Source organism: SAR86 cluster bacterium (assembly GCA_023703535.1).
Classification (GTDB): domain Bacteria; phylum Pseudomonadota; class Gammaproteobacteria; order Magnimaribacterales; family TMED112; genus TMED112.
In genome coordinates this window covers 807841-830984 of the sequence record CP097967.1, presented here as the reverse complement: position 1 = coordinate 830984, position 23144 = coordinate 807841, and the positions used below count along the sequence as shown (strand labels likewise).

Annotated in this window: 21 protein-coding genes; 13 read left to right on the top strand and 8 right to left on the bottom strand. The window is 33.1% G+C overall.

What is annotated here, in order from left to right:
- Position 1: 1 nt before the first annotated feature.
- The 6 genes from neuC to M9B42_04260 are packed head-to-tail and all read right to left on the bottom strand — an operon-like array spanning position 2 to position 5885.
- Positions 2-1144 carry a UDP-N-acetylglucosamine 2-epimerase gene (neuC, locus tag M9B42_04285; protein URQ63992.1) on the bottom strand — a complete coding sequence of 381 codons (1143 nt, stop codon included), beginning with the start codon at positions 1142-1144 and terminating at the stop codon, positions 2-4.
- Complete coding sequence (gene neuB / locus M9B42_04280) at positions 1134-2159, bottom strand: N-acetylneuraminate synthase (GenBank protein URQ63991.1); 1026 nt, start codon at positions 2157-2159, stop codon at positions 1134-1136. Before neuB ends, neuC begins: the two co-directional genes overlap by 11 nt.
- Complete coding sequence (locus M9B42_04275) at positions 2156-2773, bottom strand: NeuD/PglB/VioB family sugar acetyltransferase (GenBank protein URQ63990.1); 618 nt, start codon at positions 2771-2773, stop codon at positions 2156-2158. The genes neuB and M9B42_04275 overlap by 4 nt, the downstream gene beginning before the upstream one ends.
- Complete coding sequence (locus M9B42_04270; protein URQ63989.1) at positions 2766-3914, bottom strand: LegC family aminotransferase; 1149 nt, start codon at positions 3912-3914, stop codon at positions 2766-2768. The genes M9B42_04275 and M9B42_04270 overlap by 8 nt, the downstream gene beginning before the upstream one ends.
- Positions 3907-4875: an SDR family NAD(P)-dependent oxidoreductase gene (locus M9B42_04265; protein URQ63988.1), complete on the bottom strand. Its 969-nt coding sequence runs from the start codon at positions 4873-4875 to the stop codon at positions 3907-3909. The genes M9B42_04270 and M9B42_04265 overlap by 8 nt, the downstream gene beginning before the upstream one ends.
- Entirely contained in the window at positions 4872-5885 is a 1014-nt protein-coding gene (locus M9B42_04260; protein URQ63987.1) for an NAD-dependent epimerase/dehydratase family protein, read from the bottom strand. Before M9B42_04260 ends, M9B42_04265 begins: the two co-directional genes overlap by 4 nt.
- Before the next feature lie 150 nt (positions 5886-6035).
- Here M9B42_04260 and M9B42_04255 point away from each other — a divergent pair, with 150 nt between their 5' ends.
- The 9 genes from M9B42_04255 (at position 6036) to M9B42_04215 (ending at position 18577) form a co-directional block, all read left to right on the top strand.
- Positions 6036-8648, top strand: coding sequence for an SLBB domain-containing protein (locus tag M9B42_04255; protein ID URQ63986.1), 2613 nt, complete (start codon positions 6036-6038; stop codon positions 8646-8648).
- A gap of 18 nt (positions 8649-8666) precedes the next feature.
- Positions 8667-10763 carry a YjbH domain-containing protein gene (locus M9B42_04250; protein URQ63985.1) on the top strand — a complete coding sequence of 699 codons (2097 nt, stop codon included), beginning with the start codon at positions 8667-8669 and terminating at the stop codon, positions 10761-10763.
- A 239-nt stretch (positions 10764-11002) separates the two neighbouring features.
- Entirely contained in the window at positions 11003-11641 is a 639-nt protein-coding gene (locus M9B42_04245; GenBank protein URQ63984.1) for a hypothetical protein, read from the top strand.
- A 362-nt stretch (positions 11642-12003) separates the two neighbouring features.
- Positions 12004-13041: an undecaprenyl/decaprenyl-phosphate alpha-N-acetylglucosaminyl 1-phosphate transferase gene (locus M9B42_04240; protein ID URQ63983.1), complete on the top strand. Its 1038-nt coding sequence runs from the start codon at positions 12004-12006 to the stop codon at positions 13039-13041.
- The gene (gene galE / locus M9B42_04235; protein URQ63982.1) at positions 13038-14054 is read left to right on the top strand and encodes a UDP-glucose 4-epimerase GalE; all 1017 of its coding nucleotides are present in this window, start codon (positions 13038-13040) and stop codon (positions 14052-14054) included. Before M9B42_04240 ends, galE begins: the two co-directional genes overlap by 4 nt.
- Positions 14032-14757, top strand: a complete 726-nt coding sequence (locus tag M9B42_04230) for an inositol monophosphatase (GenBank protein ID URQ64796.1) — start codon at positions 14032-14034, stop codon at positions 14755-14757. Before galE ends, M9B42_04230 begins: the two co-directional genes overlap by 23 nt.
- Positions 14754-15701 (top strand): mitochondrial fission ELM1 family protein, encoded by a 948-nt coding sequence (locus M9B42_04225; protein ID URQ63981.1) that lies wholly within the window; start codon positions 14754-14756, stop codon positions 15699-15701. Before M9B42_04230 ends, M9B42_04225 begins: the two co-directional genes overlap by 4 nt.
- Entirely contained in the window at positions 15698-17104 is a 1407-nt protein-coding gene (locus M9B42_04220; GenBank protein ID URQ63980.1) for a deoxyribodipyrimidine photo-lyase, read from the top strand. The genes M9B42_04225 and M9B42_04220 overlap by 4 nt, the downstream gene beginning before the upstream one ends.
- A gap of 54 nt (positions 17105-17158) precedes the next feature.
- Entirely contained in the window at positions 17159-18577 is a 1419-nt protein-coding gene (locus tag M9B42_04215; protein URQ63979.1) for an aldehyde dehydrogenase family protein, read from the top strand.
- On the opposite strand, the gene M9B42_04210 is transcribed toward M9B42_04215, so the two are convergent.
- The gene (locus M9B42_04210) at positions 18574-19410 is read right to left on the bottom strand and encodes a class II aldolase/adducin family protein (GenBank protein ID URQ63978.1); all 837 of its coding nucleotides are present in this window, start codon (positions 19408-19410) and stop codon (positions 18574-18576) included. The genes M9B42_04215 and M9B42_04210 overlap by 4 nt on opposite strands.
- Before the next feature lie 35 nt (positions 19411-19445).
- Between M9B42_04210 and M9B42_04205 the strand changes: the two genes are divergently transcribed.
- From M9B42_04205 to queE, 4 genes are read left to right on the top strand one after another with little or no spacing between them, the layout of a single operon-like run.
- Positions 19446-20843, top strand: coding sequence for a class II fumarate hydratase (locus tag M9B42_04205; GenBank protein ID URQ63977.1), 1398 nt, complete (start codon positions 19446-19448; stop codon positions 20841-20843).
- Position 20844: 1 nt separating this feature from the next.
- Positions 20845-21171 carry a 4a-hydroxytetrahydrobiopterin dehydratase gene (locus M9B42_04200; GenBank protein URQ63976.1) on the top strand — a complete coding sequence of 109 codons (327 nt, stop codon included), beginning with the start codon at positions 20845-20847 and terminating at the stop codon, positions 21169-21171.
- Positions 21168-21809, top strand: a complete 642-nt coding sequence (queC, locus tag M9B42_04195; protein URQ63975.1) for a 7-cyano-7-deazaguanine synthase QueC — start codon at positions 21168-21170, stop codon at positions 21807-21809. The genes M9B42_04200 and queC overlap by 4 nt, the downstream gene beginning before the upstream one ends.
- Complete coding sequence (gene queE, locus M9B42_04190) at positions 21806-22435, top strand: 7-carboxy-7-deazaguanine synthase (protein URQ63974.1); 630 nt, start codon at positions 21806-21808, stop codon at positions 22433-22435. Before queC ends, queE begins: the two co-directional genes overlap by 4 nt.
- Here queE and M9B42_04185 read toward each other — a convergent pair.
- Positions 22386-23123 carry a prepilin peptidase gene (locus M9B42_04185; GenBank protein URQ63973.1) on the bottom strand — a complete coding sequence of 246 codons (738 nt, stop codon included), beginning with the start codon at positions 23121-23123 and terminating at the stop codon, positions 22386-22388. The two genes, queE and M9B42_04185, sit on opposite strands and share 50 nt — an antisense overlap.
- Positions 23124-23144 lie beyond the last annotated feature (21 nt).

Here is a 23144-nt window from a genome sequence, read left to right as displayed (position 1 = left end):
TTTATAAATCGTAAAATTTCTTTGAAATATCTTTTTTACACATCTCGATAATTTTGTTAACAATTATTTTAGATGGTTTAGAAACATTTTTAATATTTTTTTTGCTTTGCTTCTTTTGTTGTAAAACTTTTTCTATCTTATTTTTCAATTCACTTTTATTAAATGAGCTATTTACAGTGGTTTTTTCTTGATCTCTTCCTTCCTGTCGTTTGCCAATATTAATAGAACTTACTCCCATTATTGGAGCTTCAATGATGCCACTGGAAGAATTCCCTACAACACATTTAGTAAATCTCATTAAACTGTAATAAAGTTCAAAGCCTAGAGATTCAAAATATGCAATATTTTCAAAGTCTTTAATTTTTTCTTTCAGAAGTTTTTTTACTTCATTGCCTAAGAAATCTAAATTTGGAGACGTAAATAAAACTGATACATTTTCTAATTCGCCCAAAACATTAATAAAGTTCATCAGATTTTGTTTATTCTTTTCTTCACTTCCAATTTCAGGATGAAATGTAGCAAGAATTACATTTTGTTTGAGTTTTAACTTCAATCTTTTTTCAAGTTCTGACTTTTTAAGGAACTTAACATGACTGATTGACTCCCTTGCAAGCGGCCCGACATTAAATACTTTTCTTGGGTTCTCACCTAATTGAATAACTCTTTTTCTGTAATTTTTACTTGCTGTGAAATGAAGGTATGAAAATTTAGTTATGCTATGTCGATAGGCATCATCATATGCACCAAGTGTTAATTCTCCACCATGCAGATGAACAACTTTTATACCTTTCATATGTGCAGTAACAGCAGCACAAAAAATTTCATATCTATCTCCCAACAGCACAACCACATCAGGTTTGATTTTTTCATATGCTGCAAAGAAGCCATCAAAGGATTTTTTAAAATTATCTTTTACACCTTTTGAATCTGTCTTATCAAGAATTTTGAAACTATAACTTATTGGAATTTTATCTTTTTTGAAATGATTAATTGTTTCACCTTGAGATTTAATCGTATGTGAGCCAGTAACAATGACACTTGTTTTCACACCCTTACTTTTTCTTGATAGACACTCTTTAATTGAAGGTAATAGGAGGCTGTAATCAGCTCTAGTAGAGGATACAAAACATATACTAGTCTTCATAAAAACCTCCATTTGGAATTTTTATAATTGAATCTTTAGAAAAGTCTTGTTCTGCCTCTTTTCCAATAACATCATTCCAGTTTTCAATTGATATACCAGAGCTCGTCCTTTTTGAAGTAATATTTTCTTTAGAAAATTGTTCACCTTTTTTAATATTTTTAAGAGCAACAATGTATCTTCTAGCATGTTTAATGTTTCTTAATTCACTTTTAGATGGTACTTTTCTATTTTTTCCAAGAAAAATTTCAGTATCTCTAATATCCTTAACAAATTTCGTAAACTCATCGGGATCCATACTTGCTTTATGATCGGGTCCAGAAAGATTTTTGTTTGTTGTAATATGTTTTTCGATAACTTTTGCCCCCATACAAACTGCACCCATTGATACATTATTTCCTAGTGTGTGATCTGAATATCCAATCCTACATCCAAAATTTTTCTTAATTTCTTCTATTGCTCTTAAATTTACATCTTCAATTTTAGTTGGATAATCTGTATTGCAATGGAGGATAATTATTTTATCTTTAGTTATTTTTTTGCCTTTTAGTAGAATTTCCAATGCCCTGGATATTTCATCTATAGTGGACATACCAGTTGATAGAATCAATTCAACCTTTTCTTTTGAAATCCTCTCAAGATAAGGCACATTATTAATTTCTCCTGATGGAATTTTGATAAAATCAAGTTTTAAATCGATCAGAAATTCTAAGGATTCATTATCAAATGCAGATGCCAAAAAACCAATTCCTATTTCGTCAGCATAATTTTTTAGATCTTTAAATACATTAAAATCGAATTCAAGATTTTCTAACATCTCTTTTTGAGATTCGTTTTTATCATCTTTTTTTTGATATTCTGCTTTTTTAGCTTCGGCAGTTGAAAGAAGTTCACTTTTAAAAATTTGAAACTTTACGTAATCAGCACCTGAATCTTTGGCTACATTTATAAGTTCTTTGGCAATTAAAACATCTCCGTTATGGTTTACTCCTGCTTCTGCAATTATTATTGTACTCATTTCAATACTGTTCCAGATGGCACATTTTCAGAAACATATTTTCCTGCAGAAATTACACAGCTATCACCTATTGATATACCATTTTTTATAACTGCACCACTCCCAATAAATGTTCCTGCTCCTACATCAACATTTCCATTAATAATCGAACCAACTGATACATGGCAATCGTTAGAGATATTACAATCATGTTCAATTATTGAGCCAGTATTTATTATGCAATTATTTCCTATACTTACATTAGCGTTAATTATTGCTTCCTTAAAAATAAAGACACCCTTTCCTAAAGAAGTGTATTTGCTCAAATTTGCTTGAGAAGAAATTACATTTATTAGGTCAAATCCATCTAAACTTAATTTTTTAAAAAGATTTTTTCTTGGCTCACAAGTTTTTATTTGGCCAATCCCAATAACTGCTTTTGAACTAATTTTCATAAGATCATCTGTTTCTGAAAAGATTTGGATTTCTGGCGATGAATTAAATTTGATTATATTTTTTTCTAGAGCCTCGTCAGATTTTTTAACAAAACCTGCTATTTCATGACCCTCACATTTTAGAACTTCGAAACAAGAGACTGCATGACCTCCACATCCAAAAATAAGGACTTTACTCATTTATGACTCCTGAAATATATTTTATATCTTCTTCATTAAGACCAACAGAAGAAGGCAAGCAAATACAGTTATTTGCTTGTTCAATTGCATTTGTAATATCAATCTCTTCAAAATGTTTTAAATATTCTTGCTCGTGACATAATTTCCAAATTGGTCTTGCTTCGATACCATTGTCGTTAAGTCTATTTAAGATCCCATCTTTATTCCCGTTTAAAACTTTTAAAATATTTAACCAATTATTATTTCTGGCGTAATCAGGAGTATCCATGATTTCAAATTTCTCATTCTCTTTGAAGTATTTTTTATATAAGTTATGAATATCATTTTTCTTTTCTAAAATAGCTTTTAAATTTTCTGCCTGTGCAAGCCCTAAAGCTGCATTAATATTGCTTAATCGATAATTAAACCCCATTTCATTATGAACATAATTAAAAGAATCATCTTTTGCTTGTTTAGATAAGTAATCAACTTTTTTAAAAGAATGTTCTGAAGCAGTGAGAACAGCTCCACCAACTCCCGCAGTGACGATTTTATTTCCATTGAATGAAATACAGCCAAAATCACCGATTGTGCCTGTATGCTTCCCTTTAAAATCTCCTGATGTATATGTGGTACCAAGGCTTTCAGCTGCATCTTCAATTATTAAAATATTTCTTTCCTTACAAATTTTTATCAGTTTTTCAAAATTACAAGCATTACCCCAAACATGCACCACAATTATGGCAGCAACTCTTTTTCCAGTTCTTTTATTAAAAGTTTCACTATTTTTTTGTTCACAATTATTTTCTAAAAAATTAATCACCTTATTTTGGTCAATATTGAAAAATTCATCGCTATCAAAAAATACAGGAGAAGCTTTTGAATAAAGAATTGAATTTATTGATGAGATGAATGTTAGTGTTGGTGCTAGCACTTCATCACCACTTTTAACACCTGCAGCTGTTAAAGCTAAATGAAGAGCAGATGTTCCATTCATGCATGCGACAACATAAGGAGAGTCAGTTATTTCTCCAATTGAGCTTTCAAATTTTTCTAGATATTTGCCACTACCACTAATCCAAGTAGATTCTATTGCATCCCGGACATAGTCTTTTTCTTTACCAAAGAAAAAAGGTTCTGAAAGAGGTATCCTTTTAGACATTATATTCACCCATTTTTTCAGATGAATTATCTTTTAACCATTTAATTGTTTCCTCTAAACCTGAGTCTAAATCAAATTTTGGTTGCCATTCTGTAGCAGCCATTATTTTTGAGTTATCACAATTAAGTCTCTCAACTTCACTATTTTCTGGCCTTTTTCTTTCGTCCTGACCAACAATTTTGTATTCCTTTCCTAATATTCCAGCAATTTTTGAAACCAATTCCTTAATAGAAATTTCTTCATTCATTCCAATATTAACCTCTTCTCCAATTAGCTTTGCTGACTCCATTATCTGAAGAAAACCAGAACAGGTGTCCTCTACATAAGTAAAGTCCCTTGTAGGTTCAATATTTCCTAAGTTAACTTCGTTACCAACGATAAGTTGTGAAGTAATATTAGGTATAATTGCCCTTGAGGATTGTCTTGGACCATAAGTATTGAAAGGTCTAACTATCTTTATGGGAAGATCAAAAGATTTATGAAAGCTAATTGCTAATTGATCAGCTGCTATTTTTGTTGCAGAGTAGGGTGATTGCCCTACCTTTGGATGATCCTCATCCATTGGAATTTTTTGAGCAGTTCCATAAGTCTCACTGGTACTTGTTATAAGGATATTTTCAACACTTTTTTCTCTAGCCGATTGAAGCACATTATATGTCCCCTCAATATTTGTTTTGATATATGCAAGAGGTGAGTTGTATGAATATGGAATCCCAATTAATGCAGCTAGGTGAAATATACAATCCACATTTTGCATTGAATTACTTACACTATCAAAATCTCTTATATCACCAAGAACCATTTCAAAATTACCTTTATGTTTTGAATTCTCAAGCCATCCCCAATGATTTTCTGAGTTATATCTATCAAAAGCTATAACCTCGAATCCCTCTTCAACACATCTTTCAGTTAAGTGGGAACCTATAAATCCCGCAGCTCCCGTTATTAGAATTTTTTTCATAAATTTACCTTGTAATATTCTTTGTACCAGTCAATAAAGTTTTTCACTCCAATTTTAATGGATGTTTTAGGTTCATAACCAGAAAAATCTTTCAAACCAGAAATATCTGCACTAGTATCTGGCACATCTCCAGGCTGAAGGGGCATTAAATTTCTTTTTGCTCTTTTTCCAAGATTACTCTCAATCTCATCAATAAAATCTTCAAGATTTTCTGGTTTTCCTCTTCCAAGATTAAATATAATGCTTTTACAGAAAGATCTAGAAGGATCCTTCGAATCGAAATTTGAATCGATCAATTCTTTTTTTGAAATAGATGATAAATAGATTCCCTCAACAATATCATCGACATATGTAAAATCTCTGCTGTGATTGCCGTTGTTGTAAACATCAATTTCTTTATCTTCAAGTATATTTTTTGTAAATTTAAACAATGCCATATCAGGTCTGCCCCATGGACCATAAACAGTAAAGAATCTTAATCCAATGCATTCTGTTCCATAAAGATTTGAATAAGCATGCGCCATTAATTCATTTGTTCTTTTAGATACGGCATAAAATTGAAGAGGGTGATCAACTCCATGTGATTCTTGAAAAGGTTGTCTAATATTTCCACCATAAACAGAGCTTGTAGATGCATATAATGTTCGAACTAAGTTTTTGCTATCTTTTGCAAATTCCATTATGTGCAAAAAAGAGTCGATATTAGCTTTTATATAATCCTCTGGATTTGTAATTGAGTGTCGGACTCCTGCTTGCGCAGCAAGGTTTATAAACAATTCTGGATTTATCTCATTATATTTATTTTTAATTTCAACTTTTGATATATCAGCTTTAATGAAATTAAAATTTTTATCTTGTTCTAATATTTTATTTCTATCCTCTTTAAGATTTGGGTCGTAATAATCATTAAGATCATCTATTCCATATACTTCAAACCCTTCTTTGAGAAATCTTAGTGCAGTATGAAAGCCAATAAAGCCTGCAGAACCTGTAATAATAACTTTTTTCATCTATTCTTTTTTTATGAAAGGGAATTATCACATGATAATCACTAAAAATGCAGAAAATTGGGATAAATATGCTAATTTCTCTTACATAAAGCCGTTTTAGAGGCTCATTTCATTGAGACTTTAATGTTTAAGGTATAAAATCCACATACTATGCGACTTATACTTATTTTAATTGCCTCTTTTTTATCACTAAAAATGGGCTCACAAAACCTTTCACAAGAAAATTTAAATTATTTGAATATGCTGCCACCTGAGGCTAGAGCACAGGTTATAGGACAATTAACTGCTGGAGATGCTGGAGCAGGGATGTTGGGCATGGGAATGATGGCTACAATGCCTCCTGTCGCTAGTTCATTATTTGATAAAACTGAGAACACTTATGCATCAACATTGCTTGGTTCAAAGAGAAAATTTGGATACGACTTTTTTACAAAAACTCCAAGTTCTTATGCTCCTCTTATAGATTTACCAATACCTAATACTTATCAAATCAATCCAGGCGATATTTTAGAGGTAATAACTGTAGGAGCAGATCAACTTAAAAGGCAGTTGAGAGTAGGTCTAAATGGTGTTCTTCAAATGCCTGTAATAGGTGATGTACAAATTGCAGGATTAACTCTTGAACAAGTAAACATCAAGGTTAACGAAATATATTCAAAAACTTCTCTTGGAACTGAAGTAATAATTTCTATGCAAGATTTACAGCCATTTCAAGTTTTTGTATTAGGAGCTGCAAAAAATCCTGGAGCATACACCGTAAATCCCCTAACAACTGCATCAAATTTATTAATTCTATCCGGCGGGGTAGAGGATTATGGCTCATTAAGAAACATGCAAATTAAAAGAGGGGAAGAAACATATCCATTTGATTTTTATAAACAGTTAATTTTTGGAGACAGATCAGGTGATAAGACTTTAAGACCAGGTGATACAGTATTCATTCCACCTGCTATCAACTTTGTTGAAGTTAAAGGAAAAGTCAATAGACCTTTAACTTATGAAATAAAGAAAACAGATACTATTAGTGACATTCTTACATTTGCACAAGAAGCGCTTTTTGATGCTGATATGGATAGATTGGTAATTAATTATGTTGATCAAGATCAGATTACAAACAAACAAATATCTGCTTCAGATCAATTTGAAGATGTAACAAAAATTTTATCAATGGATATAAGAGGCAAAGGTTTGGAAACAAACCTAAACCCAGTTGTAGTGGGCCCCGTAAAGCAAAATGATTTCATTTATTCAGAAAATATTAAATTAAATGAGCTTATAAAAAATCTTGAGTTTGCTGACAATGTCTATCCTTTCTTTGGAGTGGTAATGAATGATGTTGGAAATTTTAAGCTTTCTCCATTTAGCTTATCTGATGCAGATACCTACAGAGATATTGAAGTGAAGCCTAATTCAGTCATAAGATTTTTTGCTAATGAAGATATTAAAGTATTTAACGATCTTCTTCAGGAATCAGCGGAGGACTTGGATAAACTTGAGAATAGATTGCTTAAGAGCTTTTTTGAAGTTGTGGCAGTTGAATCCGTAGAAGAATCTGATCTGTCTGCTCCACAGCCACAAACATCCAATGCGTTAAAAAGGGAAATAGAAAAGAGATTTAATGAAAACTTTATTGAGGATTCAGTTCAATCTAGATTTGAATCTCAGATTGTCGGCGAAGATGCTCTTGAAGACTATAAAAATCAAAGAGAGCTAGAACAAAGAAAGATGGCTGATGCAAGCTCTAAACTCCTTAAGTATGAATTTTTACTTACAAATCCAGAAATATTTAAACTTTTGAAATCACATGCAATTACAGTTGAGGGAGAGTTTACAAGAAATGGACTGTATCCAGTTTTTGGATCGGTTGAGATAAATAAAATTATAGATTTTATTGGCGGTTATACCCCAATGGCAGAGAAAAGTATGGTCGAATATATCGACTTATCAAACAATATCTCTGTTTTATCACCAGATAAAAGATATTTGGTTAAAAATCCTATAAATGCTTCACTCACTGTTCCTTCAATAAGCTCTAAATATGTAAGAGTTAAGGTTATGGGAGAAGTAAATAATCCTGGAGAATATACATTGCTTCCGGGCACTACACTCGAAGAGCTTTACAGACGATCAGGTGGATTAAAAAGTACTGCATCAAGCAAATCTATTTTCCTTTCAAGAGCATCAGTTAAAAGAGCAGAAAAAGAAGCTTTAGAAAACTCAAAGAAAAAGTTATTGGATGGAATCTTTTACAATCTTACAAACGCAAATTCAGCACAAACAGGTGGTTCAGTCGGAGAACTTGTTTCCATATTCAATTTAGCTGATCAAACTGAACCTATTGGCAGAGTTGTTGGAGATCTATCACCTGAGAGCAAAACTGCAAAAGAATTGATTCTAGAGCAAGATGATGAGATATATGTTTTTAATAAACCACAAATTATAAGTGTTATAGGTGAAGTGAACTCCAGTTCAACACTTGTTTTCCAAGACAATAAAGACCTTAATTTTTACATAGAATCAACTGGAGGATTTACTAAATATGCCAATAAAAGAGAGGTATACGTAATTTCCTCTGATGGAACAGCTAGACCAGTTAGTGGAAATTACTTCTCTTCAGACTTCTATAGACTGGCGCCAGGCGATACTATTGTAGTGCCGAAGAAGCTGGGGGGAATTTCAGGATTACCATTAGTACAGGTCATTACAAGATCAGTTTCAGACATTGCTTTTGCTGCAGCATCTTTAAATGCTATAAGTGATTAAAGTAAAATATAATACTTCATGAAAAAGCTTATTCTACTTTTTGCAGTTGCGTTTAATTTAAATTCAAATGAATTTTTAACAGGCTCTCTAGTTGATTATTCTGGGCTTATTAAAATGCCTAATGCAAGGTTTAATAATGAGGGCAAGGTATCATTTAATTACTCAAGATACGATCCTTATGGAAAGTATGTTTTTCAATTTTCTCCATATGACTGGTTTGAAGGTGCTTTATTCTATACAGATATCAATTCATTAGGTTATCCAGACTTCGAAAGAGGACCTGGAGGCATGCAATCTCAAAAAGATAAAGGCTTTAGTTTGAAAGCAAGGCTTTTTAAAGAGGGTGAATGTTATGGCCTAGATTACGCATTCTGTGAGTATTTGCCTAATGTAGCAGTTGGACTAGTAGATTTTGCTGGCACATCATTAACAGCATCTGAATATGTAGTTGCAAGTAAATCATTTGGAAGGTTTGATCTTACTGCAGGTCTAGGTTGGGGAGCTCTTGGCAGTACTGACAACATTGGTGGAAATCCTCTTTCAATATTAACTGATAAGTTTGATCAAAGGGGTAGTGGTTACAGTTTGGGACTTATGGGAGGTGTTCCAGGAGTATCAACATGGTTTAGAGGCACTACTTCAGTATTTGGTGGCGTTGAATATGTAATTCCAAAAGCTAGATTTTATCCTGTGAATTCTAAGATCAAATTAGAATATGACAGCATTGATCATGAATTAGCTGATTTTTGTAGGGAATGTGAAGGAGATAGGTTCGAATCTTTAGACTCACCAATAAGTCTTGGATATGAGGTGATAGTAAACAAGAATTTAAACTTCGGTCTTTATTATGAAAATATGTCTCAACTTGCTTTTAGATGGCAGGCTGGTTTTAATTTTGCAAAAAAGAAAGATCCAGTACTTCTAAATACCCAAGGTGATTATTCAGATTTTGAGTACAAAGTTTACTTATCATTATTAGAAGATCTAAACTCAAATGGAATTTTAGTACAAAAAGCGCATTACGATGAAAAGGAAAAAACACTATACATAAATTATGCTCAAAGCCTTTATAACAATGAAGATGATGCCAGACTTGTAGTTGAAGATTACGTTAGAGGAAAATACAGCTTCATTAAAAACGTAGTTACTGTCCCGCAATTTGGTCCTTACGTACTTTTAGCACAAAACACCGATGTAACTTTTGATTGGGATAAAAAGTTTGAAGATGGATACATTGCTAATAATAAAATTCAAGATTTTAAACCAATTATAAAATATCCAGTCTTCACATATGGTTTCAGACCAGGGTTTAAAACTCATGTTGGTTCGGTCAATAAATTTGCATTTAGAGAGTTATCATTGAATGTAAATTTTGTTGCTCTTTTTAATAGGCACCTCGAATTTAATACGCTTTATACGTACCCTTTAACTGATGATTACAAGAAATTAAATTACTTTCCTGAGACTACGAGGTTAGAACCTGTTAGGGTTTTAATACAGCAATATCTAAAACAAGGAAAAGAGGGTTTTGAGTTTGCACAATTGGATTATGTTAGAGGCTTTAAAAATGGTCATTACGTTTTTGCTTCAGCCGGACATTTTGAGCTTATGTTTGGAGGACTAAGATTAGAGTATTTATATAAACCATATAACAGTAAATTTGCTATAGGCTTTGATACCGCAAGAGTGAGGCAAAGAGCATTTGATAAGTCATTATCAGGTTTTAGAGAATATGAAACAACAACTTCAAATATTAATTTTTATGCAAGAGAGCCATTTTTTAAATTAAATTTAAAGTTATCCTATGGTAAGTACTTAGCTAAGGATGTTGGTTATACGGTAGATCTATCAAGGTCATTTGATAATGGTTCTAGAATGGGCGCCTTCTTTACAAGAACAGATGTTAGTTTTGAGGATTTTGGAGAGGGAAGTTTTGATAAAGGTATTTACGTCATGATACCTGTAGATTTTTTCACTCTTTTTAGGTCTAAAAACTATAGAGCTGCCGGTGTTGTTGGAACAGGTTATAGGCCTCTAACTAGAGATGGCGGCGCAAAAATTGCTATGAACCGTGAACTGTATTTCATGGTTGAACAATCATCAATCTTCGACTAAAAACTTTCTACTTATTTTCCTTTTTCATTTTAGTTGTCTGCACCCCTGAAATCTTGAAATAAACATTCACCAATGAATATTCATTATTCGTAGTGATCCTAAATTTAAATGAACTTCCTCATCAAAAGGTGAATATTTTTTTAGCTCTTAAAAAAGCTACTTTTAGAGCCACACATATCATTAAATCTCTTCTTATAGAGATGTCTGCTTATTAGATTTATACAGTTTCCCTTGAGGTAATGATCAAAATATTAAAACTATATCCAAAAAAAAAGAGCATCCTAAGATGCTCTTTTCAATATTTATTAACTTACTACAGTTGCGCTGTTGTATCAGTATCAGTCGCAGTACTTGTACCTGTTGATGTGGTACTTGTAGTTGTAGTAGTTGTAGTTGTGCTAACCACTTCCGGTGCCGGTGTTGGCGCTGGTGTAGGAGCCGGTGTTGGCGCTGGTGTAGGCGCTGGTGTCGGAGCCGGTGTTGGCGCTGGTGTCGGAGCCGGTGTAGGCGCTGGTGTCGGAGCCGGTGTAGGCGCTGGTGTAGGCGCGGGTGTCGGAGCCGGTGTTGGCGCTGGTGTCGGAGCCGGTGTTGGCGCTGGTGTAGGAGCCGGTGTAGGTTCTGGATCATCATCGTCAGCAAGTTGTGATGCTGCAACTAATCCCGCTAGAGCACCTGCAATTTGCCCTACAGATAGATTATCAAGTAATCCACCGTCTTCAGATGAATCTTCATCTACTTCTACTTCATCCTCAACAACTGCTTCATCATTATTCGTTGCGGCTGTTGATGCTTCCTCGTCAGCTACTAGCTGTGCGTATGGCAAAAATGCTATTGCCAAAATTATTCTTAAAATATCTTTCATATTGTCAGTCTCCTAAGCTACCGTGTTTCTCCTAAACAACAGTTTATATCCTTATAGTTAGAATCGCAAATAATAAGTTGAAAAAACGAAAATGTAAATAATTTAGCATCTACATTTGGGTTTTAAGTCAACTATCCTCTAGCCCCCTAACAAGACGATATCTGTTTATATTAGACATTAACAACAATATTGCAAGCAAAATGCCAGTAAAAACTAAATTACATTTATGTGAAATTTTTATTGAATTAAAAGAATCATCTTGAAATTAATAACTACTTATGTTCCAGACAATTATTTTTCCTTGGGAAAGTATATGAATTATAATGTTTTCGATTTTTCATTTATGTAATGAAAGAGAATAATTTGGATTAAAATCAAATGACTGTTTTTCTAATATCATTATTTGTAGCAAGCTCTCTAATATTTCTTGACATGTTTCTGGTGCGTGCTGGCATTAAAAACCTGAGAGAGTCTCCTCAAACCTTACACAAACAATCTGTCTCAAGATTTGGCGGCATTGCTATATTTTTATCCCTTCTAATAGCTTCAAATATATCAGATGAAAGTGAATACGAGTTTTTACGAAATTTACTTCTTTGCACATCTCCAGTATTCCTGGTGGGATTTATTGATGATATGAAAATCTCTATTCCACCCTTTGTTAGATTGATGTTAATCATCCCATCTTCATTATTGTGTTATTACTTTCTAGGAACTAAAGCTGAAAGTTTAGAAATTCCATTTATAGATCTACTTTTTCAATATGAAATTTTTGTAATTATATTCATTTGCATTGCCTTATCTGGAATGATTAATGCATTCAATATGCTCGATGGAATAAATGGGTTGTTATTGTTATTTTGCCTTTCAACATGTATTTCAATAATTGTATTTCCTCAAAGCTCCACTTCATTGGAGTTTTACTACTATCTTGTGGCTTTGTTTTCATCAATTTTGGGGATATTTATTTTAAATTTCCCTTTAGGAAGAATTTTCCTTGGAGATGGTGGCGCATATTTTTTGGGTGCTGCAATCTCAGTGGGCCTCATCAAGTACTATCAATCAAATGATTTATCACCTTGGTATGTTCTTTTGATGTTGATTTATCCACTGACTGATGTGATATTTTCTATAGCAAGGAGAATTATTTCTAAATACTCTGCTCTTGAACCAGACAATAAACACCTACATCATCTTATTTATAGAAGGGTAAAAAAAATGAGTTTCTCATCTGAGAACCTGAATCACAGTTTAGTCACTTTGCTAACTTTTGTGCTGTACTTTCCCTTTTTGCTAGGCGCTAACTATTTTTCTCAAGATACCTCGATGCTTCAAATCCTTTGTTTGATATTCTTTATGTTTTATCTTTTTATTTATTTTTTATTGGCGCCCAAGGATTTTTTCTCTAAAACATGAATTTGTTAGTTACGGGTGCGGCAGGCTACATCGGAGCATCATTTTCCTATGAGGCATTAAAAAAAGGCTTTAGGGTTTATGGTTGTGATAATTTTATTAATTCCGATGAAACAAATATAAAGATACTAGAGAGCAAGTTCCCAAATGATTTCATATTTGAAAAAATTGACTTATCTACTGAACTAGAAAAAGTTAAAAATTTTATTTCTAATAAACAAATTGAATGTGTTATTCATTTTGCCTCATTAAAATCTGTTGAAGAATCTGAAAAAATTCCTAATGAATACTGGAGAAATAATCTTGACTCAACTTTTAATGTTCTTAAAGCAATGGAGGATGAGGGATTAAAGGCTTTAGTTTTTTCTTCGTCTGCATCAGTTTATGGACAATCAAAAATACAACCACTGACCGAGGACACAAATCTTATTCCTGAATCAACTTATGGTAAAACTAAGCTGGCAATTGAGTTCATCCTCAAAGACCTTGCAGAAAAAAGCCTCATTAACGTTGCCAGTCTAAGATACTTTAATCCTATTGGCTCTCACAAAGATGGCTTGATCGTTGAAAGTATCTCGGATAATCAGAGCAATATAATGCCGAAAATTATTAGAGTTGCTCTTGGTGTAGATAAAAAATTTACTGTATTTGGCAATGATTATGAAACAAATGATGGCACTGCTGAAAGGGATTATATACATATCGAAGATTTAATTTCTGGACACTTAGATGCTGTAAAGTTTATTTTGCATAGTAAAGGATTTATTGAGCTTAATTTAGGGACAGGAAAAAAAGTTTCAGTATTAGATTTACTGAAAACCTTCATGGCTGCTAGTAGAAAAGAGGTGCCTATAGAATTTTCCTCAAGAAGAGCAGGTGATGTTCCTGTATGTTATGCAGATCCAACTAAATCAAATAAAATGATAAGTTGGAAATCAAAGTTTGGTCTAAAAGAAATGTGCGAAGACTCTTGGAGGCCCTTTCAAAATAGTGATGAATTTAAAGGAAAATCTTAGTATTGCAAAAGAAATAGCTCGTGAAGCAGGAAATTTCCTTCTTGATAATAAAAATAAGACAAAACAAATTTTTTCTGAAGAGGGCAGAGATATAAAGCTTGAAATTGATAGAGCTACAGAAACAAGAATTAAAAAATCACTTAAAGATACTGGAATTCCAGTGCTTGGAGAAGAGTTTGGAGGAAATTCAATTTCAGAAAATTCTTATTTATGGGTAATAGATCCTCTAGATGGCACTTCAAATTATTTCAGAGGACTTGATCAATGTTGTGTGTCAATTGCACTTCTCAAAGGTACAGAAGGGTTAATTGGAGTCATTTATAATTTCAATACCGATGAAATGTTTGAGTCAGCAAAAGGAATGGGGGCATTTTTAAATGGTCAAAAAATCAAGGTCTCAGATGTAGATAAAAGAGAGAAGGGATATCTGACAACAGGCTTCCCTTCTTCTAAGGAAATGAAAGTTAACGAAGAATTTATATCTTTGCTAAAGGAATTTAAGAAGGTAAGAATGTTTGGAAGCGCAGCCTTATCTTGCGCATACATCGCTTCTGGAAAATGCGATTTTTATACTGAAAAAGGAGTGTATATATGGGACTTTGCTGCAGGGATTTCTTTAATCGAAGAAGCAGGAGGTTCAGTAAATTTTGAAGAGATTTCAGAGAGCAGGTATTCTGTTAGCTTTTCTAATGGAAAAATATGAAGATTGCTGTAGTTGCTGATAAAAAGTCAGGTCATTTAACACAGTGTCTAGGCTTAAGAGATGTGATTCAAGATTATGATCATGAAAAAGATGTCCTATTTTTGGGAAAAGATTTTATCTCTTTGCCTGGGTTTCTAGAGAAGCTTTTTACTTTTTTTAAAGAAAATTTTTATTTATTTATTCTTAGATTGCTAAATCCAAGCATTGGTGACAAAAAGTATGATCTAGTTATATGCTCTGGTTCCAGAACTGTGATGCCTGCATATCTTGTATCTATTAAAACGAAGGCAAAAATTGTCTACATTGGTACTCCTAAATTTAGGGTGATGAAAAAATTTAATGGAATAATTTCAACAAAAGAAGACATCAGTTCTGCTTTTAAAGTTATTTCAACTGTAATTCCACCTACAAAATTTAAACCTTATTCAAAAAAAATCGAACCTAAAAAACAGAGTTTAGTAATGCTTGGTGGTGATGGTAGTGGCTACGACTATGGTGAAAAAGATTGGTATAGACTCTCTTATGAATTTAAAAATATCAATACTACTTTTTTAAATTCACGAAGAACTCCAAAATTTGCATGGGCAAATCTTAAGGAGAATGCTGGAAAAAAACACGAATTCCTAGATCTAAAAGATACTTCATTTGAAATTTTACAAAATGCCATAGATTCGCATTCCAACATATTCGTAACTGCTGATAGTACCAGCATGATTTTAGAAATTATCTCAAGGGGATATTTCGTAAATGTCATTGAGCTTAGAGGCCCTTTAAAAAGAGAACATCACCACGACATAATCGAAGGTTTCGAAAAAAAAGGGATATTGAAAATCTTGAGATTGAATGAACTTCATCATTCAAAAGATAAGTATGAGGGCGGTGTTCATAGTTTTGTTACTGAATATAGACAAAAGCTTAGAGAACAGTTAATAAAATTAGTATGAGATCAGTTTGTTGGTTTAGAAACGACCTTAGAGTTGAGGATAATCCTGCTCTCTATAATGCTTGTCTTACATCAAAATCAGTCATTGGAATTTTTATTGTTACTCAATCTCAATGGAAAGAGCACGATGATGCAAAAGTAAAAATTAATTTTTGGTTTAGGTCATTATTAAAACTCAGAGATAGCTTAGAGAAACTTAACATCCCGTTAGTTATCTTAGAAACTAAAGATTATGAGAATATAGCAGAAAAAATTTTGAAATTTTCTCAGGATAATAAAGTAGATAATCTCTATTTTAATAATGAATATCCAATTAATGAGCTAAGAAGAGATAGAAAAGTTTTTTCTAAACTTAAAGAAAAAGGTATAGGGGTTTTTAATTATCATGATCAAGTAATACATGCTCCTGGAACTTTAAAAACACAAAGCGATACAAACTTTAGTGTCTACAGTCCTTTTAAGAGGAAGTGGTTTGCTGAACTTAAAGATGAGCAACTTAAGCTCTTGCCAATACCTGAAAAAAAAGAAGCTTCAGATCTAAAAAGTACAGACATTACTGAATATATTTCTCAAAGTGATACTTCTAATTCTCATTACTGGGAAACTGGTGAAGAATTTATTCAAGAAAAAATTAAAAGTTTTCTTTCAACTAAAGGCTCAAAGTATAAAGAGGATAGAAATTTTCCAAGTATAGAGGCAACATCAAAACTATCACCCTACATAAATTCTGGAATAGTTTCATCAAAATGGTGTCTTGTTAAGGCAATGGAAAATAATAATGGTTTCTTAGATGAGGGCGATAAAGGTATCGTACATTGGGTATCAGAGATTCTTTGGAGAGAGTTTTATAAACATATAATTTATAACTTCCCTAAAGTTTCGATGGGAAAACCATTCATATCAAATACTTCCAATATTAAATGGAATATTGATGAAAGTGCACTGAATAGATGGAAAAAAGGGGAAACAGGAATACCTATTGTTGATGCAGGTATGAGAGAAATGAATGAAACAGGTTGGATGCATAATCGTTTGAGAATGATAACAGCAATGTTTTTGAGTAAAAATCTTCTTATCAATTGGCAAGAGGGTGAAAAGTATTTTATGGAAAATTTAGTTGATGGTGACATAGCATCTAATAATGGAGGCTGGCAATGGAGTGCTTCAACAGGCACAGATGCAGCCCCATATTTTAGGATAATGAATCCTGAAACTCAGTCCTTAAGATTTGATCCTAAAGGTGACTATATAAAGTTTTGGATACCAGAATTAAAAGATTGCCCAATAAGCGAAATTCATATGCCATCTGAGCCAGAGAAATATGGATATTTTAAACCTCTAGTTGACTTAAAAATATCGAGGCAAAAGGCAATAGAGGCATTTCAAGACTTAAAGAATTTATAATTTTATGAATGTTGATATAGCATTATGTTTCCTTATATAAGTTAAAATAGACACATGGATATAGATAAGTTTTACATCAATGGTGAATTCATCACTCCTGATGGCGATGAAAAAATTGATTTAATAAACCCATCAACTGAGGAGATTATTGGATATGTAATTTCCGGAAGCAAAAAGGATGTAGATGCCGCAGTTGCTTCTGCGAAGAACAGCTTTGAAATTGCCTCAAAACTATCTATTGAGGAAAGAAAGAAAATTCTTAGTGAAATCATTGAGGGAATGGAATCAAGAAGACAAGAATTTGCTGATGCAATATCAAAAGAAATGGGTGCACCAAAAAAAATATCTTATGGAGCTCAATTTGGTAGTGGAACAATCCATTTCAAAAATACTTTAACAGTTTTAGAGACCTTCGATTTTGATGAAAAGCATGACAATATTACTTTAAATAAATTACCAATTGGTCCAGTTGGAATGATAACTCCATGGAATTGGCCACTAAATCAAATGTGTACTAAAGTTGCTTCGGCAATTGCTGCAGGGACATCATTTGTAATTAAGCCTAGTGAAATAACACCTGGTGCAGCTCATCTTCTTGCTGAAGTTGTTGATAAGACTTCTTTACCAAAAGGAATTTTTAATCTTATACATGGTAGAGGAGATATTGTTGGTAGAGCAATGAGCCAACACGATGATTTAGAGATGATATCTTTCACCGGTTCAACTCGAGCTGGTATTGATATACAAAAACATGCTGCAGACAATATCAAAAGGGTCTCATTAGAATTAGGGGGAAAATCTCCAAATATAATCCTTGAAGATGCAGATTTAGAAAAAGCTGTTGAAATGGGAATCAAGCAATGCTTTTTCAACACTGGCCAGTCATGCTCATCACCTACAAGAATGCTCATACCTGAAAATTTGATCAAAGAGGCAACAGAATATGCATGCATTGCAACACAGAAAATGAAAACTGGAGATCCTAATAATGAAGAAACTTTTTTAGGCCCTATCTCAAATAAAACACAATTTGAGAAGGTGCAAGCACTAATTCAGAAAGGTATAGATGAAGGAGCTGAATTAGCCTTAGGTGGAGTTGACAGGCCAGATGGATTAGACAAGGGTTTTTATGTTAAGCCTACAATTTTCACAAATGTTAAAAATGAAATGCAAATAGCTCAGGAAGAAATATTTGGTCCAGTTATTTGCCTAATTCCATATAAAGACATAGATGAGGCAGTCGAAATTGCCAATGATACTCCGTATGGATTATCGAGTATGGTTTCTTGCTCCGATATAGACAAAGGACATGAAATAGCTAAAAGAATTCGAGCCGGACAAGTAATAGTCAATCGGATTTCGCGTGGGGATTATCCTGCACCATTTGGAGGATTTAAAATGTCCGGTAATGGAAGGGAGCACGGCACTTTTGGACTAGAGGAATATTTAGAAGTTCAAGCTGTAATTACTTAATCTAAAAATTCTGGCTCTTTTTCCCAAAGAACATCTAGAAGAGGCTGGATACTTGCAAAAGCAGATAAGTCATTTGCAACGTAGTCTCTAGTGTGAATTGCAACTTTATCAGGAATAACAATCGGCTCTCCAACCGCTTCAGCTAGCAGTTGAGATTTGCATGCCTCTTCCATGTTAAGAAAATACCAAAGCGTTGTCTCAACCATAGTTCCAGTTGTCAATATTCCATGATTCTGCAAGATAAGAAAATCTTTGTCAGCTAGAGCTTTCGCGATATTAATTCCCTCGTCAGGTCCATTTGCCACTCCATCATAATCTGTGAATGTTGCAGTTCTCTTATAAAATGCGCATGAGTCTTGAGTGATTGGTTTCAGTTCTTTGTTAAGTGTAGAAAATGTTTTGCCATACATTGGGTGAGCATGTGCTACCGCATTTATATCAGGTCTACTCTTATAGATATTAGAGTGAATCGATTGTGCAGCATCTCCTGTTCTTTCTTTTCCATAAACTAATTCACCATTTTGATTCATTAAACAAAGGTCAGAAACCTTCATTTGTGAAAAATGATATCCGAGTGGGTTTATCCAAAAGCAATCTTTAAATTCTGGATCTCTGAAAGAGATATGGCCTACTAAACCAAGGTCAAATCCGTGACTTGAAAATATTCTGTATGCAGCTGCAAGACGCTCCACACCATATCTTCTTTGCTCTTCAATTGATTTTGAATTTATGTCTACGCAACCAGAAAGACCCTTACCTTTAAAAGGTAGTTTACCCTTGGAAAGATCAATTTTCTTAGCAATAGGTGTATCTAAATTATCTGCAGTAGCCATATGGATTTATAATAAATTATAATTCATAAGAAATCATGAGTAAAAATCTAAAAACTAGAGTCGAGACTGACAGTCTTGGTGAGATTAAAGTCCCAAAAGATGCGTTATGGGGAGCACAAACACAACGTGCTATTGAGAATTTCCCCATAAGTGGAATTAAATTTAAATTTCCTTTTGGTCGCTCCTTTTTAAAAGCTTTAGGTGTAATTAAATATTCTGCAGCTATTGCAAACAATGATCTAGGAATTCTAAATAACAAAAAAAGCGAAGCAATAAAATCAGCAGCAAAAAAAGTAATAAATGGAGATGTTGATGATCATTTTCCTATTGATATTTTTCAAACAGGTTCTGGAACGAGCACAAATATGAATGCAAATGAAGTTATAGCTAATTTAGCCTCTGCAAAATTAAGGGATCAAATTAGCCCTAATGATGAGGTGAATATGAGTCAAAGCAGCAATGACACTATCCCTACAGCTATATGCATTAGCGCATTGTTAGATATGAAAGAATTATTACTACCTGGACTGGATGTTTTGATTAAGGAAATTGATAAGAAGGAGGTAAAGTTAAAAGGAGTAGTAAAAACTGGCAGAACACATCTTATGGATGCAATGCCAATAGAATTTTCTCAAGAACTTTCTGCCTGGTCTGCTCAGCTTAGAGGTTGTAAAAATTCACTTAATTCCTCCTTTAAAAGACTTTCTGAGCTGCCTCAAGGAGGTACAGCAATTGGAACCGGTATAAATTCACATAAAGACTTTCCAAAAGTTTTTTGCCAAGAAGTGAAAAAAACAATTGGTATAAGCGTGAAACCAGCAAGCAATTTTTATCAGCATTTAGCGGCACAAGATGTTGCAGCAGAAGCATCAAGTGCTCTTAAAAATTTAGCACTTGCTCTGATGAAGATTTCTAATGATTTGAGATGGATGAATAGCGGCCCTTTAACTGGTTTATCAGACATAGAGCTTGAAGCATTGCAGCCTGGTAGCAGCATAATGCCAGGAAAGGTTAATCCTGTCATTCCAGAGGCTGTTGCTATGGCAAGTGCAGATGTAATCGGGAATGATTTAACAATATCAATTGCTGCCCAAAGTGGAAATTTCCAACTGAATGTAATGCTTCCTGTTATTGCCTACAACCTTCTTAAAAGCATAAATTTACTTGGTAATGCAATGCCATTACTGGCAAAAAAATGTATAAAAACTTTCAAAGTAAACGAAAAGAATGTTTCAGAAAATTTAAATAGAAATCCAATACTTGTAACAGCTCTTAATAGGGTCATTGGTTATAAAAAAGCTGCAGAAATTGCAAAAAAGGCCTATAAAGAAAAGCGCTCAATAATAGACGTGGCAGAAGAAATGACAACGATTGAAAGAAGTGAACTTGAAACTCTGTTAGATCCAAAAAATCTAACTAAACCATATTTTTAAGATGCTTGAGAATAATAAGTGTGAAGCTTGCAGAATTGGAGCCCCAAAGGTTACTGATGACGAAAAAAAGACTTTTTTAAAAGAATTGCCAGATTGGAATATTTTGGATGACGGAGTAGAAAAACTTGTTAAAGATTTTAAATTCTCATCATATATGGAGGCTGTTGACTTTACTAAAAAAGTTGCAGAAATGGCAGATGAAGAAGATCATCATCCTAAAATCATTCTTGAGTGGGGTAAAGTTACCGTGTATTGGTGGAGCCATAAAATAGAAGGGCTACATAAAAATGATTTTATTTGTGCTGCCAAAACAGATTCCCTTGCATGAGTAGTGCATTAGTAGTTTATTCAGGTGGACTGGATTCATATACTCTTTTAAATAAAGCACTTCAAAATTTCAAAAAGGTCGAGGCTATCACTTTTGATTATGGTCAAAAGCATAAAAAAGAAATTGATTACGCAAAGAATAATTGTCTTGAATTAGGTATAAATCACAAAGTAGTAAAACTTGATATTGCTGATTTACTTTCAAACTCTGCCTTAGTAGGTGATTCAAAAATCCCTGAAGGGAACTATGATAAAGAAAAAATGAAACAAACCATTGTGCCAAACAGAAATATGATAATGATTTCGATTGCTGCATCACTAGCTATAAAGAATAAACTTCAATATCTATGGTATGCAGCACATGCTGGCGATCATGAAATTTATCCAGACTGTCGACCAGAATTTATTTCAAAACTAGGAGAAGTATTAAAAATTTGTGATTACCATGAAATTATTTTTGAAGCTCCCTTTAAGGGAATGACTAAAGGTGAAATTATAAAAGAGGGTCTAAATATGGATTTAGATTATTCTAAAGCCTGGACTTGCTATGAGGGAAAAGAGAATCCTTGCGGTAAGTGTAGCGCATGTCTAGAGAGGCAAAATGCATTTAAAATCAATAATATCGAAGATCCATTATGACCTATAAAATTAAAGAAATTTTCTTCACACAACAAGGAGAGGGAACTAATACTGGAAAAGACTTTGTCTTTGTAAGGTTTTCTGGCTGTAACTTGTGGAGTGGCAAAGAAAAAAATAGAGCTTCAGCAATTTGTAAGTTCTGTGATACAGATTTTTATGGGACAGATGGTATTAATGGAGGCGTTTACTCTGCAAAAGAACTTATAAAAAGAGTTAAATTGCTATGGTTAAGCACATCAAAACAAATAAGAGTTTTATGTACGGGCGGTGAGCCTTTACTTCAACTTGATAGTGATTTAATTTCTGCGTTTAAAGAGGAAGGTTTTTATATTGCTATCGAAACGAATGGCACTCTTCCAGCTCCTAAAGGTATAGATTGGATTTGTATGAGTCCAAAAGCCAATACAAATATAAAGCTTAAATCAGGAAACGAAATAAAAGTTATTCATCCCCAAGAAAATTATGATCCCAATGATTTTATGAGTTTTGATTTTGATGATTTTTATATTCAACCAATGGATTCAAAGAGTTATTCGAAAAATTTAAAAGCCTCTTTAGATTTTTGTATGCAAAATCCTAGATGGTCACTGAGCCTTCAAACACATAAAATTCTTGGAATAAAATAAAAGTCAAAAATACTCCAGCTAGCCATGAGCCAAATGCATGCTGCTCTTTATACTTTTGGGTGAATATTATTTTTAAAAGTAGTAATGATGAGGCAATGGTTATTAAATAAAGAATATTAGGGAAGCCAATGAAAAGAGAGATGCTGAAAATAAGTATGATGTCTCCTAAGCCCACTCCCTCTTTCTTTTTTATTAACAAAAACCCAAAGTAAATCAATAAAAGAAAGGCCATAACAATTAAAGGAGCAACAAAATTATTTAGAGAAATATTAGGAATGCTAATAGTCACCAATATAATAATTAGCAAGTTGAGTGTAATCGGAATTTCTTTATACCTTTCATCCAAGAAGATTAAAAATATTAATAAACTTATGAGAAGGCCAACGCTTATTTGATCAAAAAAGGCCATTATCGCACCAACTAAAATTCCCAAACTTTCTATGTAGAAATATTTCCTGCTGATTGGTTTGTTGCAGCAAGATGATTTACCTCGTTGAAAAATATAAGAGAAAAAAGGAATTAAATTGATTAATTTAAGTTGTTTTTCACAGTGATCGCACTTTGATCTAGCAGTAAGTATCTTTTTGTAACTTGTTGTAGTAAGAAATCTATAATTATCATAAATATAAGTTCCCCAGCTTGCGAGAATACTTCCCAACATTAAAAATACCGCTAACTTAAAGGCCATATGGAATCAAAATACCATTTG

Excerpts from the sequence above, each read along its gene's own strand:
- neuC (URQ63992.1), bottom strand. The coding sequence starts at position 1,144 with ATGAAGACTAGTATATGTTTTGTATCCTCTACTAGAGCTGATTACAGC.
- M9B42_04205 (URQ63977.1), top strand. The coding sequence starts at position 19,446 with ATGAGTAAAAATCTAAAAACTAGAGTCGAGACTGACAGTCTTGGTGAG.
- M9B42_04215 (URQ63979.1), top strand. The coding sequence starts at position 17,159 with ATGGATATAGATAAGTTTTACATCAATGGTGAATTCATCACTCCTGAT.
- queE (URQ63974.1), top strand. The coding sequence starts at position 21,806 with ATGACCTATAAAATTAAAGAAATTTTCTTCACACAACAAGGAGAGGGA.
- M9B42_04260 (URQ63987.1), bottom strand. The coding sequence starts at position 5,885 with ATGAAAAAAGTTATTATTACAGGTTCTGCAGGCTTTATTGGCTTTCAT.
- M9B42_04245 (URQ63984.1), top strand. The coding sequence starts at position 11,003 with ATGATCAAAATATTAAAACTATATCCAAAAAAAAAGAGCATCCTAAGA.
- M9B42_04240 (URQ63983.1), top strand. The coding sequence starts at position 12,004 with ATGACTGTTTTTCTAATATCATTATTTGTAGCAAGCTCTCTAATATTT.
- M9B42_04275 (URQ63990.1), bottom strand. The coding sequence starts at position 2,773 with ATGAGTAAAGTCCTTATTTTTGGATGTGGAGGTCATGCAGTCTCTTGT.
- M9B42_04225 (URQ63981.1), top strand. The coding sequence starts at position 14,754 with ATGAAGATTGCTGTAGTTGCTGATAAAAAGTCAGGTCATTTAACACAG.
- M9B42_04230 (URQ64796.1), top strand. The coding sequence starts at position 14,032 with ATGAATTTAAAGGAAAATCTTAGTATTGCAAAAGAAATAGCTCGTGAA.
- M9B42_04210 (URQ63978.1), bottom strand. The coding sequence starts at position 19,410 with ATGGCTACTGCAGATAATTTAGATACACCTATTGCTAAGAAAATTGAT.
- galE (URQ63982.1), top strand. The coding sequence starts at position 13,038 with ATGAATTTGTTAGTTACGGGTGCGGCAGGCTACATCGGAGCATCATTT.
- M9B42_04220 (URQ63980.1), top strand. The coding sequence starts at position 15,698 with ATGAGATCAGTTTGTTGGTTTAGAAACGACCTTAGAGTTGAGGATAAT.
- M9B42_04255 (URQ63986.1), top strand. The coding sequence starts at position 6,036 with ATGCGACTTATACTTATTTTAATTGCCTCTTTTTTATCACTAAAAATG.
- M9B42_04200 (URQ63976.1), top strand. The coding sequence starts at position 20,845 with ATGCTTGAGAATAATAAGTGTGAAGCTTGCAGAATTGGAGCCCCAAAG.
- neuB (URQ63991.1), bottom strand. The coding sequence starts at position 2,159 with ATGAGTACAATAATAATTGCAGAAGCAGGAGTAAACCATAACGGAGAT.
- queC (URQ63975.1), top strand. The coding sequence starts at position 21,168 with ATGAGTAGTGCATTAGTAGTTTATTCAGGTGGACTGGATTCATATACT.
- M9B42_04270 (URQ63989.1), bottom strand. The coding sequence starts at position 3,914 with ATGTCTAAAAGGATACCTCTTTCAGAACCTTTTTTCTTTGGTAAAGAA.
- M9B42_04265 (URQ63988.1), bottom strand. The coding sequence starts at position 4,875 with ATGAAAAAAATTCTAATAACGGGAGCTGCGGGATTTATAGGTTCCCAC.
- M9B42_04185 (URQ63973.1), bottom strand. The coding sequence starts at position 23,123 with ATGGCCTTTAAGTTAGCGGTATTTTTAATGTTGGGAAGTATTCTCGCA.
- M9B42_04250 (URQ63985.1), top strand. The coding sequence starts at position 8,667 with ATGAAAAAGCTTATTCTACTTTTTGCAGTTGCGTTTAATTTAAATTCA.